The organism is Mesorhizobium sp. M7A.F.Ca.CA.002.04.1.1 (assembly GCF_004022805.1).
GTDB lineage: Bacteria > Pseudomonadota > Alphaproteobacteria > Rhizobiales > Rhizobiaceae > Mesorhizobium > Mesorhizobium ciceri.
Window position 1 is genome coordinate 1 of sequence record NZ_RZPL01000034.1, and the last position, 16,647, is coordinate 16,647.

The 16,647-nt window shown below is 63.4% G+C and carries 15 protein-coding genes; all 15 read right to left on the reverse strand.

What is annotated here, in order from left to right:
- The coding region (locus ENZ75_RS03445; RefSeq protein WP_128277888.1) for an aminotransferase class I/II-fold pyridoxal phosphate-dependent enzyme at window positions 1–635 on the reverse strand (635 nt) is incomplete at its 3' end.
- Window positions 632–2,251: a hydantoinase B/oxoprolinase family protein gene (locus ENZ75_RS03450; protein WP_063168729.1), complete on the reverse strand. Its 1,620-nt coding sequence runs from the start codon at window positions 2,249–2,251 to the stop codon at window positions 632–634. The genes ENZ75_RS03450 and ENZ75_RS03445, both read right to left, overlap by 4 nt.
- Window positions 2,248–4,344, reverse strand: a complete 2,097-nt coding sequence (locus ENZ75_RS03455) for a hydantoinase/oxoprolinase family protein (RefSeq protein ID WP_063168728.1) — start codon at window positions 4,342–4,344, stop codon at window positions 2,248–2,250. Before ENZ75_RS03455 ends, ENZ75_RS03450 begins: the two co-directional genes overlap by 4 nt.
- Complete coding sequence (locus tag ENZ75_RS03460) at window positions 4,341–6,011, reverse strand: thiamine pyrophosphate-binding protein (RefSeq protein ID WP_128277890.1); 1,671 nt, start codon at window positions 6,009–6,011, stop codon at window positions 4,341–4,343. Before ENZ75_RS03460 ends, ENZ75_RS03455 begins: the two co-directional genes overlap by 4 nt.
- 98 nt (window positions 6,012–6,109) lie before the next feature.
- Window positions 6,110–7,534, reverse strand: coding sequence for an FAD-binding oxidoreductase (locus ENZ75_RS03465; protein WP_063168726.1), 1,425 nt, complete (start codon window positions 7,532–7,534; stop codon window positions 6,110–6,112).
- A gap of 60 nt (window positions 7,535–7,594) precedes the next feature.
- Window positions 7,595–8,353, reverse strand: a complete 759-nt coding sequence (locus ENZ75_RS03470; RefSeq protein ID WP_027161621.1) for an amino acid ABC transporter ATP-binding protein — start codon at window positions 8,351–8,353, stop codon at window positions 7,595–7,597.
- Window positions 8,354–8,365: 12 nt separating this feature from the next.
- Window positions 8,366–9,445 carry an amino acid ABC transporter permease gene (locus tag ENZ75_RS03475; protein ID WP_063168725.1) on the reverse strand — a complete coding sequence of 360 codons (1,080 nt, stop codon included), beginning with the start codon at window positions 9,443–9,445 and terminating at the stop codon, window positions 8,366–8,368.
- A 3-nt stretch (window positions 9,446–9,448) separates the two neighbouring features.
- Complete coding sequence (locus ENZ75_RS03480; RefSeq protein WP_128277892.1) at window positions 9,449–10,612, reverse strand: ABC transporter permease subunit; 1,164 nt, start codon at window positions 10,610–10,612, stop codon at window positions 9,449–9,451.
- 79 nt (window positions 10,613–10,691) lie between these two features.
- The gene (locus tag ENZ75_RS03485) at window positions 10,692–11,726 is read right to left on the reverse strand and encodes an amino acid ABC transporter substrate-binding protein (RefSeq protein WP_013530400.1); all 1,035 of its coding nucleotides are present in this window, start codon (window positions 11,724–11,726) and stop codon (window positions 10,692–10,694) included.
- Window positions 11,727–11,812: 86 nt separating this feature from the next.
- Window positions 11,813–12,763, reverse strand: a complete 951-nt coding sequence (locus ENZ75_RS03490; protein WP_063168724.1) for a LysR substrate-binding domain-containing protein — start codon at window positions 12,761–12,763, stop codon at window positions 11,813–11,815.
- A gap of 69 nt (window positions 12,764–12,832) precedes the next feature.
- A complete protein-coding gene (locus tag ENZ75_RS03495) occupies window positions 12,833–13,582 on the reverse strand; it encodes an SDR family oxidoreductase (RefSeq protein WP_063168723.1) in 750 nt (249 codons plus the stop codon).
- Between the two features lie 12 nt (window positions 13,583–13,594).
- The gene (locus ENZ75_RS03500) at window positions 13,595–14,305 is read right to left on the reverse strand and encodes an SDR family oxidoreductase (RefSeq protein WP_082826690.1); all 711 of its coding nucleotides are present in this window, start codon (window positions 14,303–14,305) and stop codon (window positions 13,595–13,597) included.
- Window positions 14,306–14,592: 287 nt separating this feature from the next.
- Window positions 14,593–15,435 (reverse strand): FadR/GntR family transcriptional regulator, encoded by an 843-nt coding sequence (locus ENZ75_RS03505; RefSeq protein WP_082826522.1) that lies wholly within the window; start codon window positions 15,433–15,435, stop codon window positions 14,593–14,595.
- Complete coding sequence (locus ENZ75_RS03510) at window positions 15,432–15,779, reverse strand: RidA family protein (protein WP_013530405.1); 348 nt, start codon at window positions 15,777–15,779, stop codon at window positions 15,432–15,434. The genes ENZ75_RS03505 and ENZ75_RS03510 overlap by 4 nt, the downstream gene beginning before the upstream one ends.
- 95 nt (window positions 15,780–15,874) lie before the next feature.
- Window positions 15,875–16,647 (reverse strand): SDR family oxidoreductase (locus ENZ75_RS03515; RefSeq protein WP_164887720.1); only part of this gene is annotated, 773 nt, incomplete at its 5' end.

Here is a 16,647-nt window from a genome sequence, read left to right on the forward strand (position 1 = left end):
AAGATGATGTGCTCATAGATCTCGTCCGACAGGATGAGCACCTGCGGATGCCTGGCAAGGACAGCGCCAAGCGCCTTGAGATCGTCGGCCGAGTAGACCGCTCCGGATGGATTGCCGGGCATGTTCAGGAACAGCCACTTGGTTCTCGGCCCGATCGCCTTTTCCAAGAGTTCGGGCGTCAGCCTGAAGCCGCCGCTTTCCCTGCATTCGACCGTGACGGGCGTGCCGCCTAGCAGCTTCACCATCTCAGGATAGGAGACGAAATAGGGCGCGGGCAGGATGGCCTCGTCGCCGGGTTCCAGCGTCGCCATCAGCGCGTTGAAGATGATCTGCTTGGCGCCGTTGGCCACGACGATGTCGTCGGCCGTGTAGTCCAGTCCGTTCTCGCGCCTGAACTTCCCGGCCACGGCCTCGCGCACTTCCGGCGAGCCGGCTGCGGCGGTGTAGAGGGTCTGGCCCGCTTTGGCGGCTGCATAGGCCGCTTCGATGATGTGGGCAGGCGTCGGAAAATCAGGTTCGCCAAGGCCAAGGTCGATGACGTCGACGCCTTTGACCCGTAGCGCCTTGGCCGCCTGCGAGGCGGCCATCGAAGCCGACGGCTTGACCACGGACAGGCGCGAGGAAATGTAGCTCATCGGCTTTTCTCCGAAATATAGCCCCTGGACACGTCCTGTGCCCGCGCCTCCGTACTGCGCCTGGAGGGATCGCCATAGCCGCCACCGCCAGGAAGTTCCAGCACCAGACGACGCCCTGCCGGAACGTGCTGCCAGCCCTTGGGGCGCATCAGCGTGCCATCGTCGAGCCTGACGATGCCGGCTATCCCGTCCTTGCCGCCATCGCGTCCCTTGGCCGGATGGTTGACCCGGTCGAACATGGCGGAAAAATCGAACTCGTGGCCTTCAGTGGCCGCGATTTCGAGGATCTGGCCGAGGCCGCCGCGAAATTCCCCGTCGCCCCCGGAATCGGGACGCAGTTCCTTGCGCCAGATGACGATCGGCCCGGTGTGCTCGGTCGCCTCGATCGGCATGGTATGGACACCGGACGGAAAGGCGGTGGCGGACAGCCCGTCCAACGTCGGGCGGGCCCCCATGCCGCCGGAATTGAACATCAGCACCTCGGCGCGGCGTCCATCGCTCCCGGCGACCGGCCTGACCGAGATGTGGATGTTCCACAGTGCCGCCGCCCCTTCGGCAAGGATCTGGCCCGGCAGCGCCTTGGCCAGCGCGCCCAGCACCAGATCGGGCACCATATGGCCGATGACGTGCCGCAGGGAGACCGGCGCCGGCCGCGGGGCGTTCAGGATGTTGGTCGGCGACGATATAGTGAACAGAGCAAGCGAGGCCGCATTGTTCGGGATCTCCGGCGCCACGACGCATTTCAGGGCGTAGCAGGCATAGGCCTTGCTGTAGATGATCGGAACGTTGATGCCCCATCGGCTTGTCGGATCGGTGCCGGAGAAATCGACATTCAAATGGTCGTCCTCAATCGAGACAGCTGCCACCAGCTTGACCGGCGTATCGTAGCCGTCGGTCACCAACTCGTTCGACCAGGTGCCTTTCGGCAGCGCCTTGATGCGCTCCAGCGTCGCGTCATGCGTGCGCGTGAAGATGAACTCTCCCAGCCTGTCCAGCGATGCCAGGCCGATCTCCTTCATCATGTCGACCAGGCGGCGATGGCCGACCTCGTTGCAGGCGGCCAGCGAATAGAAGTCGCCGACGACCTGGTTCGGCTCGCGCACATTGGCGCGCAGGATCTTCACCAGATCGAGGTTCACCTTGCCGCGCTCGGCGAACTTCATGATCGGGATCTGGATTCCTTCCTCGTAGACTGACTTGCCGTCGGCGCCGAAGCCACGTCCGCCAACATCGACCACGTGCGCGGTGCAGGCGAAGAATGCCACCAGTTCGCCGTTCAGGAACGAGGGCGAGACCATGGTGATGTCATGGAGATGGCCGGTGCCTTTCCAGGGATCGTTGGTGACATAGGTGTCGCCCTCGTACATCTCCTCGCGCGGGATCTCGTTCATGAACTGCAGCACGGCCTCGGCCATGGTGTTCACATGCCCGGGCGTACCGGTCACGGCCTGCGCCAGCATCTCGCCGCGCGGATTGAACACGCCGGCCGACAGGTCGCCCGATTCACGCACCGACGTGGAGAAGGCCGTACGCAACAGGGTCAGCGCTTGCTCCTCGACCACCGAAATCAGGCGATTCCACATCACCTGCATGCGGATTTCCAAGATGTCGCTCATGCCTGGACCCCTTTGCGGATCAGGAGGATCGAACCGTCGCTCTGTAGCGCGGCATCGAAGAGAGTGGTGACGACCGTCGACGTCTCACGCTCGACGATCACCGCCGGACCGCTGATGCGATCCCCTGGCGAAAGGTCGGCGCGTTCGATGATGGCTGAAACCTGCACGGTTCCGGTCGCCGGATCGAAAACCTCGCGCGTTTGCGAAGCGGCGACGGTCCTGGTCCCCATGGTGATCTCGTGCCTTGCGGGCGCCGGCCGCACGTCCTGCGCCTTGACCGACCAGGTGACGATCTCGATTTCCAATCCGTCGAGGCCATCAATGGCACGGCCGAAGAAGCGCGCATAATTGTCCCGGAAGGCGTCCTTGAGGCTCACCTCATCGCCGGGCTTGAACGCCCTGTCGGGCAGCGGCACCGGGATTTCCCAACCCTGGCCGGCATAGCGCATGAAGGCGGTGATCTCGCGGGTGATGGCATTGTTAGTGCCGGCTCGCACGAAGCTCTCGGCAGTCGTCTTCAGCCCGTCGAGCAGCGCATTCACCTCGCATGCATCGAAGCGCGACAGCCGCATCAGCTTGGAAGCCAGCGCCTCGTAGCCGAACGGCGCCTTGAGAAAACCGATGGCCGAGCCGACGCCGGCGCCTTGCGGGACAAGGCACTGTTCGACGCCAAGCTTCTCGCACAGCCGCGCCGCATGCAGGGGCGCTGCACCGCCAAAGGCGATCATGACATTGTCGGAGATGTTCTTGCCGTTTTCCACCGCGTGGACGCGGGCGGCATTGGCCATATTCTCGTCGACGACCTCGCAGATGCCGAAAGCGGCGGAAACGGAATTGAGCGAAAGCCGGGTGCCGACATCGCGGGTGATCGCCTGCTCGGAAGCCTGCGTGTCGAGCCTGATGGCGCCGCCGGCGAAATTGTCGGGATCGAGCTTGCCCAGCACCAGGTCGGCATCGGTGATGGCCGGGCGGCTGCCGCCACGCCCGTAGCAGGCGGGACCGGGTTCGGACCCGGCACTTTCCGGGCCGGTCTGGATGCGGCCCATGGCGTCGACCCAGGCGATCGAGCCGCCGCCGGCGCCGATCTCGATCATCTCGATGACCGGGATCGAGATCGGCATGCCGGAGCCTTTGCAGAAGCGATAGGTGCGGGCGACCTCGAAGGTCCGCGCCGTGCGCGGCGAATAGTCCTCGATCAGGCAGATCTTCGCGGTCGTTCCGCCCATGTCGTAGGAGACGACGGAGTCCAGGTCGAAGCGCCGCGCCACGTCGGCCGCAAAAATGGCACCGCCGGCCGGACCGGACTCGACCAGGCGCACCGGAAATTCGGACGCGGTTTCCATCGAGATCAGTCCGCCGCCCGAGTGGATCATGAACACCGGACAGTTCGCCCCCATCTCCTTCAGCCGCACCTGGAGGCGCACCAGATAGTCGGCCATCTGCGGCCGGACATAGGCATTGGCGCAAACCGTGTTGAAGCGTTCGAACTCGCGCATCTGCGGCGAGACCTCAGCGCTGATGGAAATCGGTATGTCCAGCTTTCTGGCGAGGATCGCGCGTGCCCGCTGCTCATGCACCGGGTTCATGTAGGAATGGATGAAGCCGATGGCGACGGCGCCGAAGCCGCCCGCGGCGATGCTGTCGGCGATCTCGTCGAGCGCTGCTTCGTCCAGCGGCTGCAATTCCTTTCCGTCCGCGCCGATGCGCCCCTTGACCGTATAGCGATGCTCGCGCGGGATCAGCGGCGGCGGCAGCTTCAGGTTCAGATCATACTGTTCGAACCGGTTTTCCGTGCGCATCTCGATGACATCGCGAAACCCTTCGGTGGTGACCAATGCCGTCTTGGCGCCACGCCGTTCGATGAGCGCGTTGGTCGCCAGCGTGGTGCCGTGAATGACGATGTCGAGGTCCGCCAGCGTGATGCCGGCGTCGCGCACGACGATCTCGATTCCGTCGAGGATAGCCTGTTCGGGGGCGGCATAGTTGGTCAGGATCTTGGTGGAAAAGATCGTGCCGCGCACATCGACCACAATATCGGTGAACGTGCCGCCGATATCCGCGCCGAGACGGATGTCATTTGCCGTACTGGTCATGCGTTGGCCTTATGCGAAGCGAGCGCTGCGTCGCGCATTTGGGAAAGGGTTTGACGCGGCGTGATCGCCTCCGGGGAAATATCCAGCTCCAGGACCGCGCCGGTCGCGGATGCCAGCGCCCTGCCGAAAGCGCCGGCGAACTCCCCCGTCGCGCCGACCCGCTCGGCGTGGAAGCCATAGGCCCGGGCGATGCCGACAAAATCCGGGTTCTCGATGTTCGTTCCCGACACGCGCGCCGGATAGTGCCGCTCCTGATGCGCGCGGATGGTCCCGTAGATGCCGTTGTTCAGGATGAGGACGATCGGCTGCGCCCCGGCCTGCATCGCCGTCCCCAACTCCTGGCAGTGCATCTGGAAATCGCCGTCACCGGCAAAACAGACCACCGTGCGTGAGGGAAAGGCCACTTTGGCCGCGATGGCCGCCGGCAGGCCGTAGCCCATGGCGCCGGATTGCGGTGCAAGCAGCCGCGCCTTTGGCCCGAACCTGAAGAACTTGTTTGGCCACACGGTGAAATTGCCGGCGCCGTTGGTGAGGATGACGTCGTCGGGTAGGTTCTCGCGCAGCCAGCGGCTGACTTCGACCATGTCGACCGGGCCCGGCTGGGCAGGCGCGGTGAACGTGCCCTCATAGCTTTGGCGTGCCTGCGACCGCCACGCGCCCCAGTCGCCCTTGACCGGCGAGAGCGCCTTGGCGAAGGCGTTCGGCCCGGCATGGATGCCAAGCGAGGGCACGTAGATCTTGCCGATCTCGCGATCCGAAGCGTGGACATGGATCAGCTTCTGCTTCGGCTCGGGCACAGACAGCAGCGTGTAGCCATCCGTGGTCATCTCGCCGAAGCGCACATTGATCGCCAGGATCACATCGGCGTCCCGGATCAGCTTCTTGACATGCGGGACCATGCCGACACCGGCCTCGCCGACGAAGACCGGTGAGCCATTGTCGAACTGATCCTGGAAACGGAACGCCGCGACCACCGGAATGTCGGAGGTCTCGGCGAAAGCCTGGAGCACGGCACGCCCGTCAGCTGACCAGTTGGCACCGCCGATCAGGATCACCGGTCTGCTGGAGGCGGCCAGCATGGACCGGGCCTCGGCCAGCGCATCGGCATCGGCCGCGGCCTCGAACACCCTGGCAGGCCCGCTGAGCGCCGCGACATCGGTCAGCGTCGTCAGCATGTTCTCGGGCAGGGCGATCACCACCGGGCCTGGCCGCCCGGTGAGCGCCGTGGTCCAGGCCCGGGCAATGATTTCCGGCAGGCGCTCGACAGCGTCGATCTCCACCGCCCATTTCGCCATCGTGCCGAACACCGCGCGGTAGTCGATTTCCTGAAACGCTTCGCGGCCGCGCATGTCGGTGCCGACCTGGCCGACGAACAGGATCATCGGCGAACTGTCCTGCATCGCCGTGTGCACGCCGATGGACGCATTGGCGACACCCGGTCCGCGCGTCACGAAGCAGATGCCCGGCGAACCCGTCAGCTTGCCATAGGCCGAGGCCATGAATGCCGCGCCGCCCTCGTTGCGGCACAGCACGTAGTCCAGCTTTCCACGAGTGTCGTGCAGCGCGTCCAGCACGGCCAGATAGCTTTCGCCCGGCACACCGAAACTCTTGGTCGCGCCGAGCGCGATCAGGCATTCGACAAGAAGGCGACCGCCATTGCGGATCATGCTGCGACATCCTTCATTCAGGCGGCAAGCGGATCGAGCCTGCCTTTCGGATTCATACGTGCACGCTGGCGCATCGAGACGAAACCAAGAAATGCCGTCTATTCGAAAGTTTTTCTTTCCCGAGAGGCGCGAACCAGGACGTCCGGGTTCATCGTGCCCAGCGGATCGAACGCGCCTTTGAGCCGCGCCATGAGCTCTCGCTCCACCAGGCCGCGATTGCGGTCGGCCATGACCACCTTTGCCCGGCCAAGCCCATGCTCGGCGGCAAAGCTGCCGCCCATCTGAGTGGCAAGAGATGACAGCGCCTCTGCGAACAGCTCGGCCTTGCCGTCGAAATCGGCACGACCTTCCGGCGGAGACAAATTGTAATGGATGTTTCCGTCGCCGAGGTGCCCGAACGGGTTTATCCGCACACCGGGAAGAATGCCGCCGCAGATCTTCGCGCCAGCCTCGACGAAACGGGCGATTGCACCTGGAGGGACGGAGATGTCGTGCTTGAGTTGCTCGCCTTCCAGCCTTTGTCCCTCCGGTTGCTCCTCGCGCAGCCGCCAGAATTGTGCGCGATGCGCACCTGTCGCCGCCAGCGCGCCGTCGCTAACCAGGCTCTGTTCCATGCCCCATTCCAGAGCCGAAGCCAGGATCTCGTCCAGGGGAACGCGTGACGACCCCGATGCCAGTTCGACCAGCAGATAGACGTCGCCCCGTGTCTCCAGTTGGTAGGCAAGGTCGGGCACGTGCTTGAGCGCCAATCGCAGGCCCACATCGGAGAAGAACTCGAGGCCAGTCAGGAATTCCCCGGCCTCGCCGCGCAGGAAGGCGCCGAACGAAACGGCGGCGGCAAAGTCGGGCAGGACCAGAAGGGCGCTCGCTTGCTGCCGAGGCTTGGGGTAGAGCCGCAGGATCGCGCGCGTGACGATGCCGAGCGTGCCCTCAGCGCCACAGAACAGCTTGCGCAGTTGATAGCCGGCATTGTCCTTCTGCACCGCGCGCAGTCCGTCCCAAATCCCGCCATCAGGCGTCACGACTTCGAGACCCAGGACGAGATCCTGCATCATGCCGTATCGGAAAGCCTGGCTGCCGCCGGCATTGGTGCCGATCAGGCCGCCGATCCTGGCGCTGCCTTCTGCGCCCAGATGCATTGGAAACATCAGCCCATGCGGCTCCAGCGCCTCGTGCAGCGTGGCCAGCACGACACCCGCCTCGACGACGATCGATCCGCTGTCCAGATACGGCTTCCCGATCGCCGTCATGCGTGACAGCGAGACGATCACCGCATTCGGCTGCTCGGCGACGGCGGCGCCGCAAAGCCCGGTGTTTCCGCCTTGCGGCACGACTGCCAGTCCGGCCTCGCGACATAGTTTGACGACACTGGCAACCTGCGACGTATTCGCGGGCCTGGCAACGCCAAGAGGTGCGACGCCGTAGCGATTGAGCCAATCGCGCTGGTAGGGCTCGGCATCCCGGCCCGAAAGCCAGCCTTTCGGCCCGAGAATCTCGTGCAGCGCGGTGGCGGGATCGGTCATTGATTTACCCGAGTTAGCTGAGGGCGTGCCGTGCGACACGTCCCGGATCGTTGCTTCCAATCAATGACCCAGCACCTGCGACAGGAATTGTCGAGTGCGCTCGTTGCGGGAAGAGGTGAAGAACTCGTCCGGAGGCGCTTCTTCGAGGATCTCGCCGCCGTCCATGAAAAGCACCCGGTCCGCCACGCGACGCGCAAAGCCCATCTCATGCGTCACGCAGATCATCGTCATGCCTTCCGAGGCAAGCGTGACCATGACGTCAAGCACTTCGGAAACCATTTCCGGATCGAGCGCCGAGGTCGGTTCGTCGAACAGCATGATCTGCGGCTGCATGCAAAGTGCGCGTGCAATGGCGACGCGCTGCTGCTGACCGCCGGACAATTGGCTGGGATATTTCATGGCCTGCTCGGGAATGCGCACCTTCTCCAGGTAGTGGCGGGCGGTTGCCTCGGCTTGCGCCCGCGGCTGCTTGCGCACGATCATCGGGGAGATCATGCAGTTCTCCAGCACCGTCATGTGCGGGAACAGGTTGAAGTGCTGGAACACCATGCCGACTTCACGCCTGATCTCGTCGATATTGCCGACATCGTCGTTGAGCTCGGTCCCGAGCACCGCGATGCGGCCGCCATTGTGCTGTTCGAGGCGGTTGATGCAGCGGATCATCGTCGATTTGCCGGAGCCGGAGGGTCCGCAGACGACGATTTTTTCGCCCCGTTGTACGGAAAGGTTTATCCCGCGCAGTGCTTGGAACGTGCCGTAGTATTTGTCGAGGTTTTCGATGCGGAGCGCCGGCTCACCGGTCGAATTGGTTGAGATCACCTGCACGCCTCCTTACCGTTCGCTGACCGACATGCGGCGCTCGAGAAAGGCGCCATAGCGGGATAGGCTGAAGACGAAGATGAAGTAGATGAAGGCGATGAAGGCATAGACTTCGACATAGGCGAAGCGCCATTCGCCGGTGCCATAGGCGGCATTGCCGGAAGCCAGGATCTCGAAGAAACCGACGATGACCACCAGCGAGGTCTCCTTGAACGAGATGACGAACTGGTTGATCGTGGCCGGCATCGCGTTGCGCATTGCCTGAGGCAGGAGGATGCGGCTGATGCGTTGCCAGTAGCGCATGCCGAGCGCCATGGCAGCCTCCTCCTGTCCTGTCGCAACGCCCTGCATGCCGCCTCTCACGATCTCAGCCTGATAGGCGGAGAAGAACAGAGCGGAGCCGAGGATCACGCGGTAAAGCTTATCGCCCTGCAGCCATTGCGGCAGCGCGAACGGCAGAACCACTGCAAAGGTGAAGAGGATCGATATCAGCGGAAGCGACCGGACCCCGTCGATGATGAGGCCGGTGGTCCGCGAAATCCAGGGCAGCTCCGACCGGCGTAGCAAGGCCAGGCAGATCGCCAAGGGGAAACCGATCAGGCAGGTGGTAACGAAGATGAACAGGGTCAGCGCCAGCCCGCCCCAGGCTTCCTCGCCGACATGGGCAAGGCCAAGCACGCCGCCTTTCATCAATAGGTAGAAAAGGCCTGTTCCGGCTCCCCATACCAGCGCGATCCGGCGGCCCGTCCAGAACGCCGGGATACAGCTCAGCACCGTCATCACCACAACGGCGACGCAGGCCAGCGCCGAGCGCCATTGTTCCTCGTAGGGATAGAGGCCGAAGAAGATGATCCGCCATCTCGCTGCGATGACCGACCAGCAGGCTCCCGCTGTCGCCTGGCAGGCTTCCGGCCCGCCGCTGGTGGTGAAGACAGCCGAGAAAACCGCCCAATTCAGCAGCTTCCAGACCAGGAAGACCATGATCGTCAGACAGGCCAGCGACACCACCGCCTGAAGCGGCGTCGCGAAGAAGCGTCGCCTCAGATCCTCAAGCCTGCCGGGAGCGGGTGGAGCGACAATGACCATCTCCATCTCTCAGCCCCTCAGTTGATTGCCCTTGAGGGCAATTGCCTTGTTGATGCGGTTGAAGACGGCGGCAAGGCTGAGGTTGATGGCGAGGAAGCCTGCCATCAGGATGCCGATCGCTTCGAGGGTTTGCCCGGAATGGTTGATCGTCAGCGCCACAATCATGAAGAAGTCGGTGAAGCCCACGGCGATGCCCATCGTCGTCGCCTTCATCAGCCAGACATACTGATTGGCAAGGATCGGCAGCATGGCACGCAGCGCCAGCGGCAGCCGCACCAGCGTGAAGACCCGCCAGGGACTAAGGCCCAAGGAAAGGGCTGCCTCGACCTGGCCGGTGCCGACAGATTTGAAGCCTCCGCGCACGATCTCCGCAATGTAGGAGCCGCCATAGATGGCGATGGCGATGGCGAGGGTGGCGAACTCCGGAGGGATACGCAGGCCGCCTCTCAGATTGAGGCCTTGCAGGGCAGGGAAGTCCAGCAGCGGCGTATCCGGCAGACGTCCGAGAGCCAGAATGATGGTCGCGCAGGCCAGTGCCGCTGCGGCGGCGGCAAACTGGATGGTGCCCCGCTGGCCGATCGGCTGGGCAAGGAGCGACGTCCTGCCCAGCCAGGCCGGCAGCACGATGGCCGCGATCACAGCCACTGTGGCTGCGGCAAACGCGGCACTGCCGACGTTCGGGAATGGGATGTAGAGTCCTCGGCTGGTGAGCAGGAAGCCCCAGGCTTCGTGCGCGCTGCGCGGCGTCGGCAGGTGCGTGATGATCGCATACCAGAAGAAAACCTGGAGGATCAGCGGAATGTTGCGGAAGATGTCCACATAGGTACGGCCGAGCAGCCGCGCCAAATCGTTCGAAGACGTCCGCGCCAGACCGACGATCGTTCCCACGATCGTCGCCAGTATCAGGCCGACGCTCCCCAGGAACAGCGTGTTGATGATGCCGATGAGGAAGTACCACCAATAGGGATCATTGGCCGTGGCGGGCAGCAGCGAGAAATTCACATCCCAACCCGTCGACTTGAACAGAAAGTCGAATCCGGAGGTGATCCCCTGATCAGCCAGGTTGCGGCGGGCGATCACGATGCCGGCAAGCACCATCGCGGCGATCGAGCCGACATAGAGGACCTGCAACAGCGCGTTGCGGACCTTTTGATTTCTCAGCAGGCTGACCATCCAAAGATCCTTGCCGAATTGTCGCCGACCCCGCCCGGCTGTGCCGGGCGGGGCCTGGAGCGGGTGAGTTAAGGACGGATCAGTCGATCACCAGCGGGAACAGGACACCGCCATTGTTCCAAAGGTTGGTCAACTCGCGGTCCATCTTGTAGGGCGAGTCCTTGCCGAGGTCGCGCTCGAAGATTTCGCCGTAATTGCCGACGTTCTTGATCACCTTGTAGGCCCAGTCATCATCGAGACCGAGACCCTTGCCCATGCCTGGCGTGACGCCGAGGAACTTGGCGACTTGCGGCGAGGTCGGCTTGGCCTTGACCTCGTCGACGTTCTTGGAGGTGATGCCTTCCTGCTCGGCGAAGATCAGCGTGCTCAGCGTCCAGTTGGCGATGTCAACCCAATTGTCGTCGCCTTGGCGCATGATCATGACTTCAGGCTCGACGGCGAGCACGTCGGGCAGGATGACATGGTCGTCGACCTTGCTCTTGGCGATGCGCGCAATGGCGAGCGTCGGGCCCCACTGCGCATAGAGATCGCAGCGTCCGGAGAAATAGGCCTGCTCGAGCTCCTCGGTCTTTTCGATGAGCACGGGTTCGAGCTTGATGCCAAGCTTGGCCGTATAGGCCGCGACCTGCTGTTCCTGCGACGTGCCGGCGGGAATGCAGATCGTGCCGCCGGCCGCATCCTTGAGCGACTTGAGGTTTAGCTCCTTGTGCGCCATCACCTTGGTCGTTCCGAGGTAATAGGACATGGAAAATTGCAGGCCGAGCTCGGTGTCGCGGCTGAGCGTGCCGCCTGACGCCTTGATGATGATGTCGACATCGCCCGATTGCAGGGACGGCCAGCGCTGCGCCCAGCTGATCGGAACGACCTTCAGTTTTGCCGGGTCGCCGAGCACGGCCGTGGCCACCGCCCGGCAGAGATCAATGTCCATGCCCTTCCAGTTGCCCTTGTCGTCGACTTCGGCGAAGCCGAGGTAAGACCCGTCATGGCCGGTGCAGTTGAGCACGCCGCGCGCCTTGACGGCTTCCAGCGTCTTGCCGCCGGCGGCTTCTGCCGGCGCTGCAAAATGCACAAGTCCAAGGGCCATGGCTGCGGCCCCCCATTTCATCGTCTTCATGTTCCGTCTCCACTGTTGAGGTTGTTTGGTTTCTTGTTGTTGGAGGCCCAAAAGTTCTCTTTCGGAGCTCGGTCTCAAAGCCGCTCCTAGTCGGAAAGCGGGGTCGGTTTCGGCACGGAGGAAATCTTCAGATCGCTGCCCCAGTCCTGCTGGGCGAGCCATCGGTGAAGGGCGGCGACCGCCTTCACGCGCAGGTGCCCGCGCGGGACGATCAGGTAGAATCCAGGAACTTCTTCCGGCCGCATATCGGCAAGGGCGTCGCGCCCGACCGGAGCGACCAGCGCGCCCGACCTCAAATCTTCCTCGGCGTCGATGACGGAGACGAGACCGACGCCGATGCCTTGCAGGGTTGCACGGCGCATGGTCGCGGCATCGTCGAAGCTGATGCTTTGGTTGCCGTCCGTCTGCTCGATGGCAAGGTGGCGTAAAATGTCTGGCCAAAGGCGCTTCGACTTGACGGTGTCCAGCAACGTGAACAACGTCAGGTCCTGCGCCGACTTGATGCTCTCGCCGATGGCCGGAGTGCAGCAGATGACCTTCGGATCAGGCACCAGCAGTATGGTCTCGTAGTCCGGCCAATTGCCGTAGCCCCACTGGACGGTCATATCGATGTCGTCGCGTCCGAAATCGGGCAGATCGACCATCGTCGTCAGGCGCAGATCCGCACCGGGCAATATCTCCCGGAACAGAGATAGGCGAGGCAGCAAATAGTGGGTCGCGAAATAGGGGCTCGCATTCAGGTTGATGCGGTCCCGGTAATTCGACTTGGTGACGCGGCGAACACCTTCGGAAAATTCGTCGAACCCAGCTTTGACATAGTGCGAGAGAAGGATGGCAGACTCGGTCAATTCGACCGACCGCCCCTTGCGTTCGAACAGTGTCACCTGAAGCGTGTCCTCCAGTAGCTTGATCTGCTGTCCGACGGCCTGCGGCGTGACCAGCAATTCATCCGCCGCCTGCCGGAAGCTCTTGTGCTGCGCGACGGCGTGGAAGACGCGAAGCGCATTCAGCGAGGGAAGGCGAAGCTTGCCGGTCATCGTCTATTCCACCTCCTTTCGCTTGCGTTCCTGTTGGACAATTCAGCGCCGCCGGCGCGCGAAAATAGCTCAGGCGTATATATAACCACCTGAAACAATTACGTTTTCTCCGGTCATGTAGGTATTCTTGGGGCCGCCGGTCATGAGAACCCACTCGGCAATCTCCGCAGGCTCGGCGCCACGACCCAGCGGGCTCGCCTTGGCCAGTTCCTCGAGGAAGCCGAGGGCCTTGGCCCGCTCCGTGGCCATGCCTGCGGGGGCCACCGAATTGACCAGGATCCCGTGTTTTGCGACGTCATGGGCAAAGGAGCGCGTCAGGCTGACCACGGCGGCCTTGGTTGCCGCATAGTGGGCGTTCTGCGGATGCGCCTTGAAGGCATCGACAGAGGTCAGGTTGACGATCCGGCCACGCACATGGCTCTTCGGCTCCTGCGATTGCATGTGGCGAACGGCTGCCACCATCATATGATAAGTGCCCTTGATGTTGATGCCATTGGAGGCATCCCAATCGGCGTCGCTGATCTCGAGGAGCGGGCGGCGAGGGTAGATCGCGGCGCAATTGATCAGCGTGTCGATACGCCCGAGCTTCGAAACGATGGCGTCGAAGGCGGCGTGGCACTGAGGGCCGACCTGGATGTCGCACAGGGCGGCCGCGGTCGGCAGGCCGTTGGCCTTTGCCGGTGCGAGAGCGGCTTCGGCGGCGTCCTGGTTGATGTCGATGATGCCGATCTTTGCAGCCCCGGCCTCTACAGCCATCCTGGCCAAAAGCGCGCCGAGGCCAGCGCCGCCGCCTACGATCAGAACGGAAAGATCCTTCATTCCAGTTTTTCCTTACTTGGCGCCGCTTGGCGAGGTTGGCCATGTCGGCATGATGTCGAAACGGGTAACGTCGGCCCATGCGGGCAGGCCGAGTACCGCGACCACCATTCCGGCCACGTCATCCGGCTGCACCACTTTGCTGGCGTACATGGCCGCGCGCGCCTTTGCGTCGAGGATGTCCTGGTAGAGCTGCGTCTCGACACGGCCGGCGACGATCTCGGTGACACGGACGCCTGATGGGGAGAGGTCGGCGCGCAACGCGGCGGCAAAGCCTGATATCGCCGCCTTGGTGGCCGAATAGACGGCAATGTTGGAATATGCCGCGTGGCCCGCGGTGGAGCCGGTGAACAGGATGTGGCCAGCCTGCCGCTCGCGCATCTGCGGAACGACGAGGCGGGTAAGCAGGATTGCCGCGCTGAGGTTGACCTCCAGCGTGGTGTCGATGTCGGAGATTTTCATGTCGGCGAAATTGCCCAACGGTGGCATGATCCCGGCATTATTGATCAGCACGTCGATGGTCAGATCCGCCAGAACAGCTTCCAGCGCCTCGCGATCGGTCACGTCGACGGCGATGGGCACGATGCCGGATCGCTCGGCCTGCAACGCCTTGAGCGCGGCCTGGCTGCGCCCGACCGCATAGACATCGTAGCCGGCGTCGCTCAGTGCGATCGTCATGGCCCGCCCTATGCCGCTTGTTGCACCTGTGATGAAGGCTGTCGTCACGTTGGCTTCCCTGATTGCCTGATTCAGTCTGCGGCCTGGGCCGATGCCGCGAAACCAAGAAAACCAGCAAAAAGGAAAGATAAACTTTCGAATTCTCTTCTCCCGCCCGAAACCTGGACAGGTGGTGACCTCGGCGCCGAGGCTGAAAACCGAAGGAAACGACGGGAAAACGATGTTCTCAACCTGCGGGAAACGGTTCAGGTCAGCTGGCGGAGCCAAAACATGGCTTTCGCAATGCGGTGGCTAATCTGGGTGAGTGCGAATGCCTGGGTGATCGAAGCCGGGGCCTATCCGCCGGTCGAAACAGGCCTCTTCATATCGGTAAAGAGCGAGGCCGCAGCCGCCTGCTGCTCTGCCTCTGTCGCCGCGACGCCCGAAGCCCGTGCCAAAGCGCGCACACGCCCGAGGCTGTTGTGCAGATGCTTGCGCATGGCCTGGCGAGCGGCACGACCGTCCTGCCTTTCGATGGCATCCACGATGGTTTTGTGCTCGTTGTGAATGCGTGCGTAATAGCTGTCCTTGAGCGCCGGCGTGACCACGTAGCCCAGTTGAAAGCGTGGAACGATCATCGGCCTGAGATAGCTCAGGAAGCCGTGGATGAATTCGTTGCGCGCGGCTTTGGCGATCGCCAGATGGAAATCATAGTCATAGTGGATCTGGACCACAGCGGGATCCGCTTGCTGGGCGTCGACCTGTTCCATCAGGGTTCGGATTCCACTCGCCTCCGCATCGGTGCGCCGTTCCGCGCATAGCCCGGCGGACTCCACTTCCACACTCAATCTCAGTTCGAGCAGGGCAATGGTTTCCGGCAAGGTCCTCAGCGCCTCGTCCGGTATCGAGAAATTGCGCGGCGCCGGCGTTTCGCTGACGAACATGCCGCGGCCCTGCTGCGGCACCACCATCCCTTCGGAGCGCAATCGCGCCACCGCTTCCCGCACCACCGTCCGGCTGACGTCGTACTCGGCACAAAGCTCCGCCTCGGTCGGCAATTGCGCGCCGGGAAGCAGAGATCCGGAACGGATCTTTTCGGACAGACTCTCCGCCACGACAGTGGAAAGCGGTTTGCGCTTCGTCATCAGTCTCCCCTTAGCCAGATTCGCGATGATGCCCGAACCGGCAAGGCCATTCAAACCGCCGCGGTGACGATCAGCTCGACCAGCATTCCAGGCTTGGCCATCCGTCCTTCGCCGGAAGAGCGCGCGGGTGCATGCTCCTTCGGCATCCATCCGTCCCAGACCGTGTTGACCTCGTCGAAATCCCTGATGTCGTCCAGCCACATCTGCACGTGAAGGATACGTGTCTTGTCCGTACCGGCCTTGGCAAGCAGGACGTCGACCTTGCCAAGCGCCTCGCGCATCTGGTCGGCTGCGGACTGACCCGGCTTTGCGACCTGGCCGGTGAGGTAGAGGGTGCCATTGTGGATGACCCCGTGGTGGATGCGGGTGTCGAAGTCGAAGCGCTTGATGTCACTCATTGGATTGTCCTTGTCAGATTTCCGGCCTCCGCCGGATGGGTCAGATTTCCGGCCTCCGCCGGATGGGTCAGATTTCCGGCCTCCGCCGGATGGACTCAGATTGCCGGCGTCTGGCGGATGGGGTTTCCCTGCAGATATTGTGCGTAGGGCGCCTGAACGAGCCAGCCGGCGTCGACGGGCAGGGTGACGCCGGTTATCGATGCGGCCCGGTCGGAGCAGAGGAACAGTGCGGCCTCGGCAACGTCGCGCGGCTCGACGAAGCGGCGCAGCGCGGTGGTCGCCTGGATGGCTTCGGGGTTGCGCTCACCCTTGGCGATCCTGGCTTTCAGCCCGTCCGAAAGCGTGTAGCCGGGTGCCACCGCATTGACGCGTACGCCGTGCGGACCGAGCTCGGCGGCCAGGATCTGGGTCAAGGCCAGGACGGCATGCTTTCCGGGCGTGTAGGCGGGCAGGGACAGCGGCGCGAAGGAGGCAAGCGAGCCGACGTTCAGGATCGCGCCTCGCCCGGCAGCCGACATCAGCCGACCGAACACCTGGCAACCCAGCAAGGTGCCGCGATAGTTCACTCGCCACATCCTCTCGTCTTCGTCCAGATCCTGGTCGAGGACGTGCTTGCCACTCTGCAGGATGCCGGCGCAGTTGACGACGACGTGCGGGGTACCGAACGCGTCGCTGACGGCCTGCGCCAGCGCTTCCACCGAGCCGGATTCGGCGACATCGGTCTGGACAAACAGCGCGCGCGGTGCGCCGACCGCCGCGCAGGCGCCAACCGCCTCATCGCCCCGTGCCGCATCCCTGCCGGCGACCACCAGATGGTAGCCGTCCTCGGCGAAGCGCAGCGCTATCGCGCGTCCGATGCCGGAAGTGC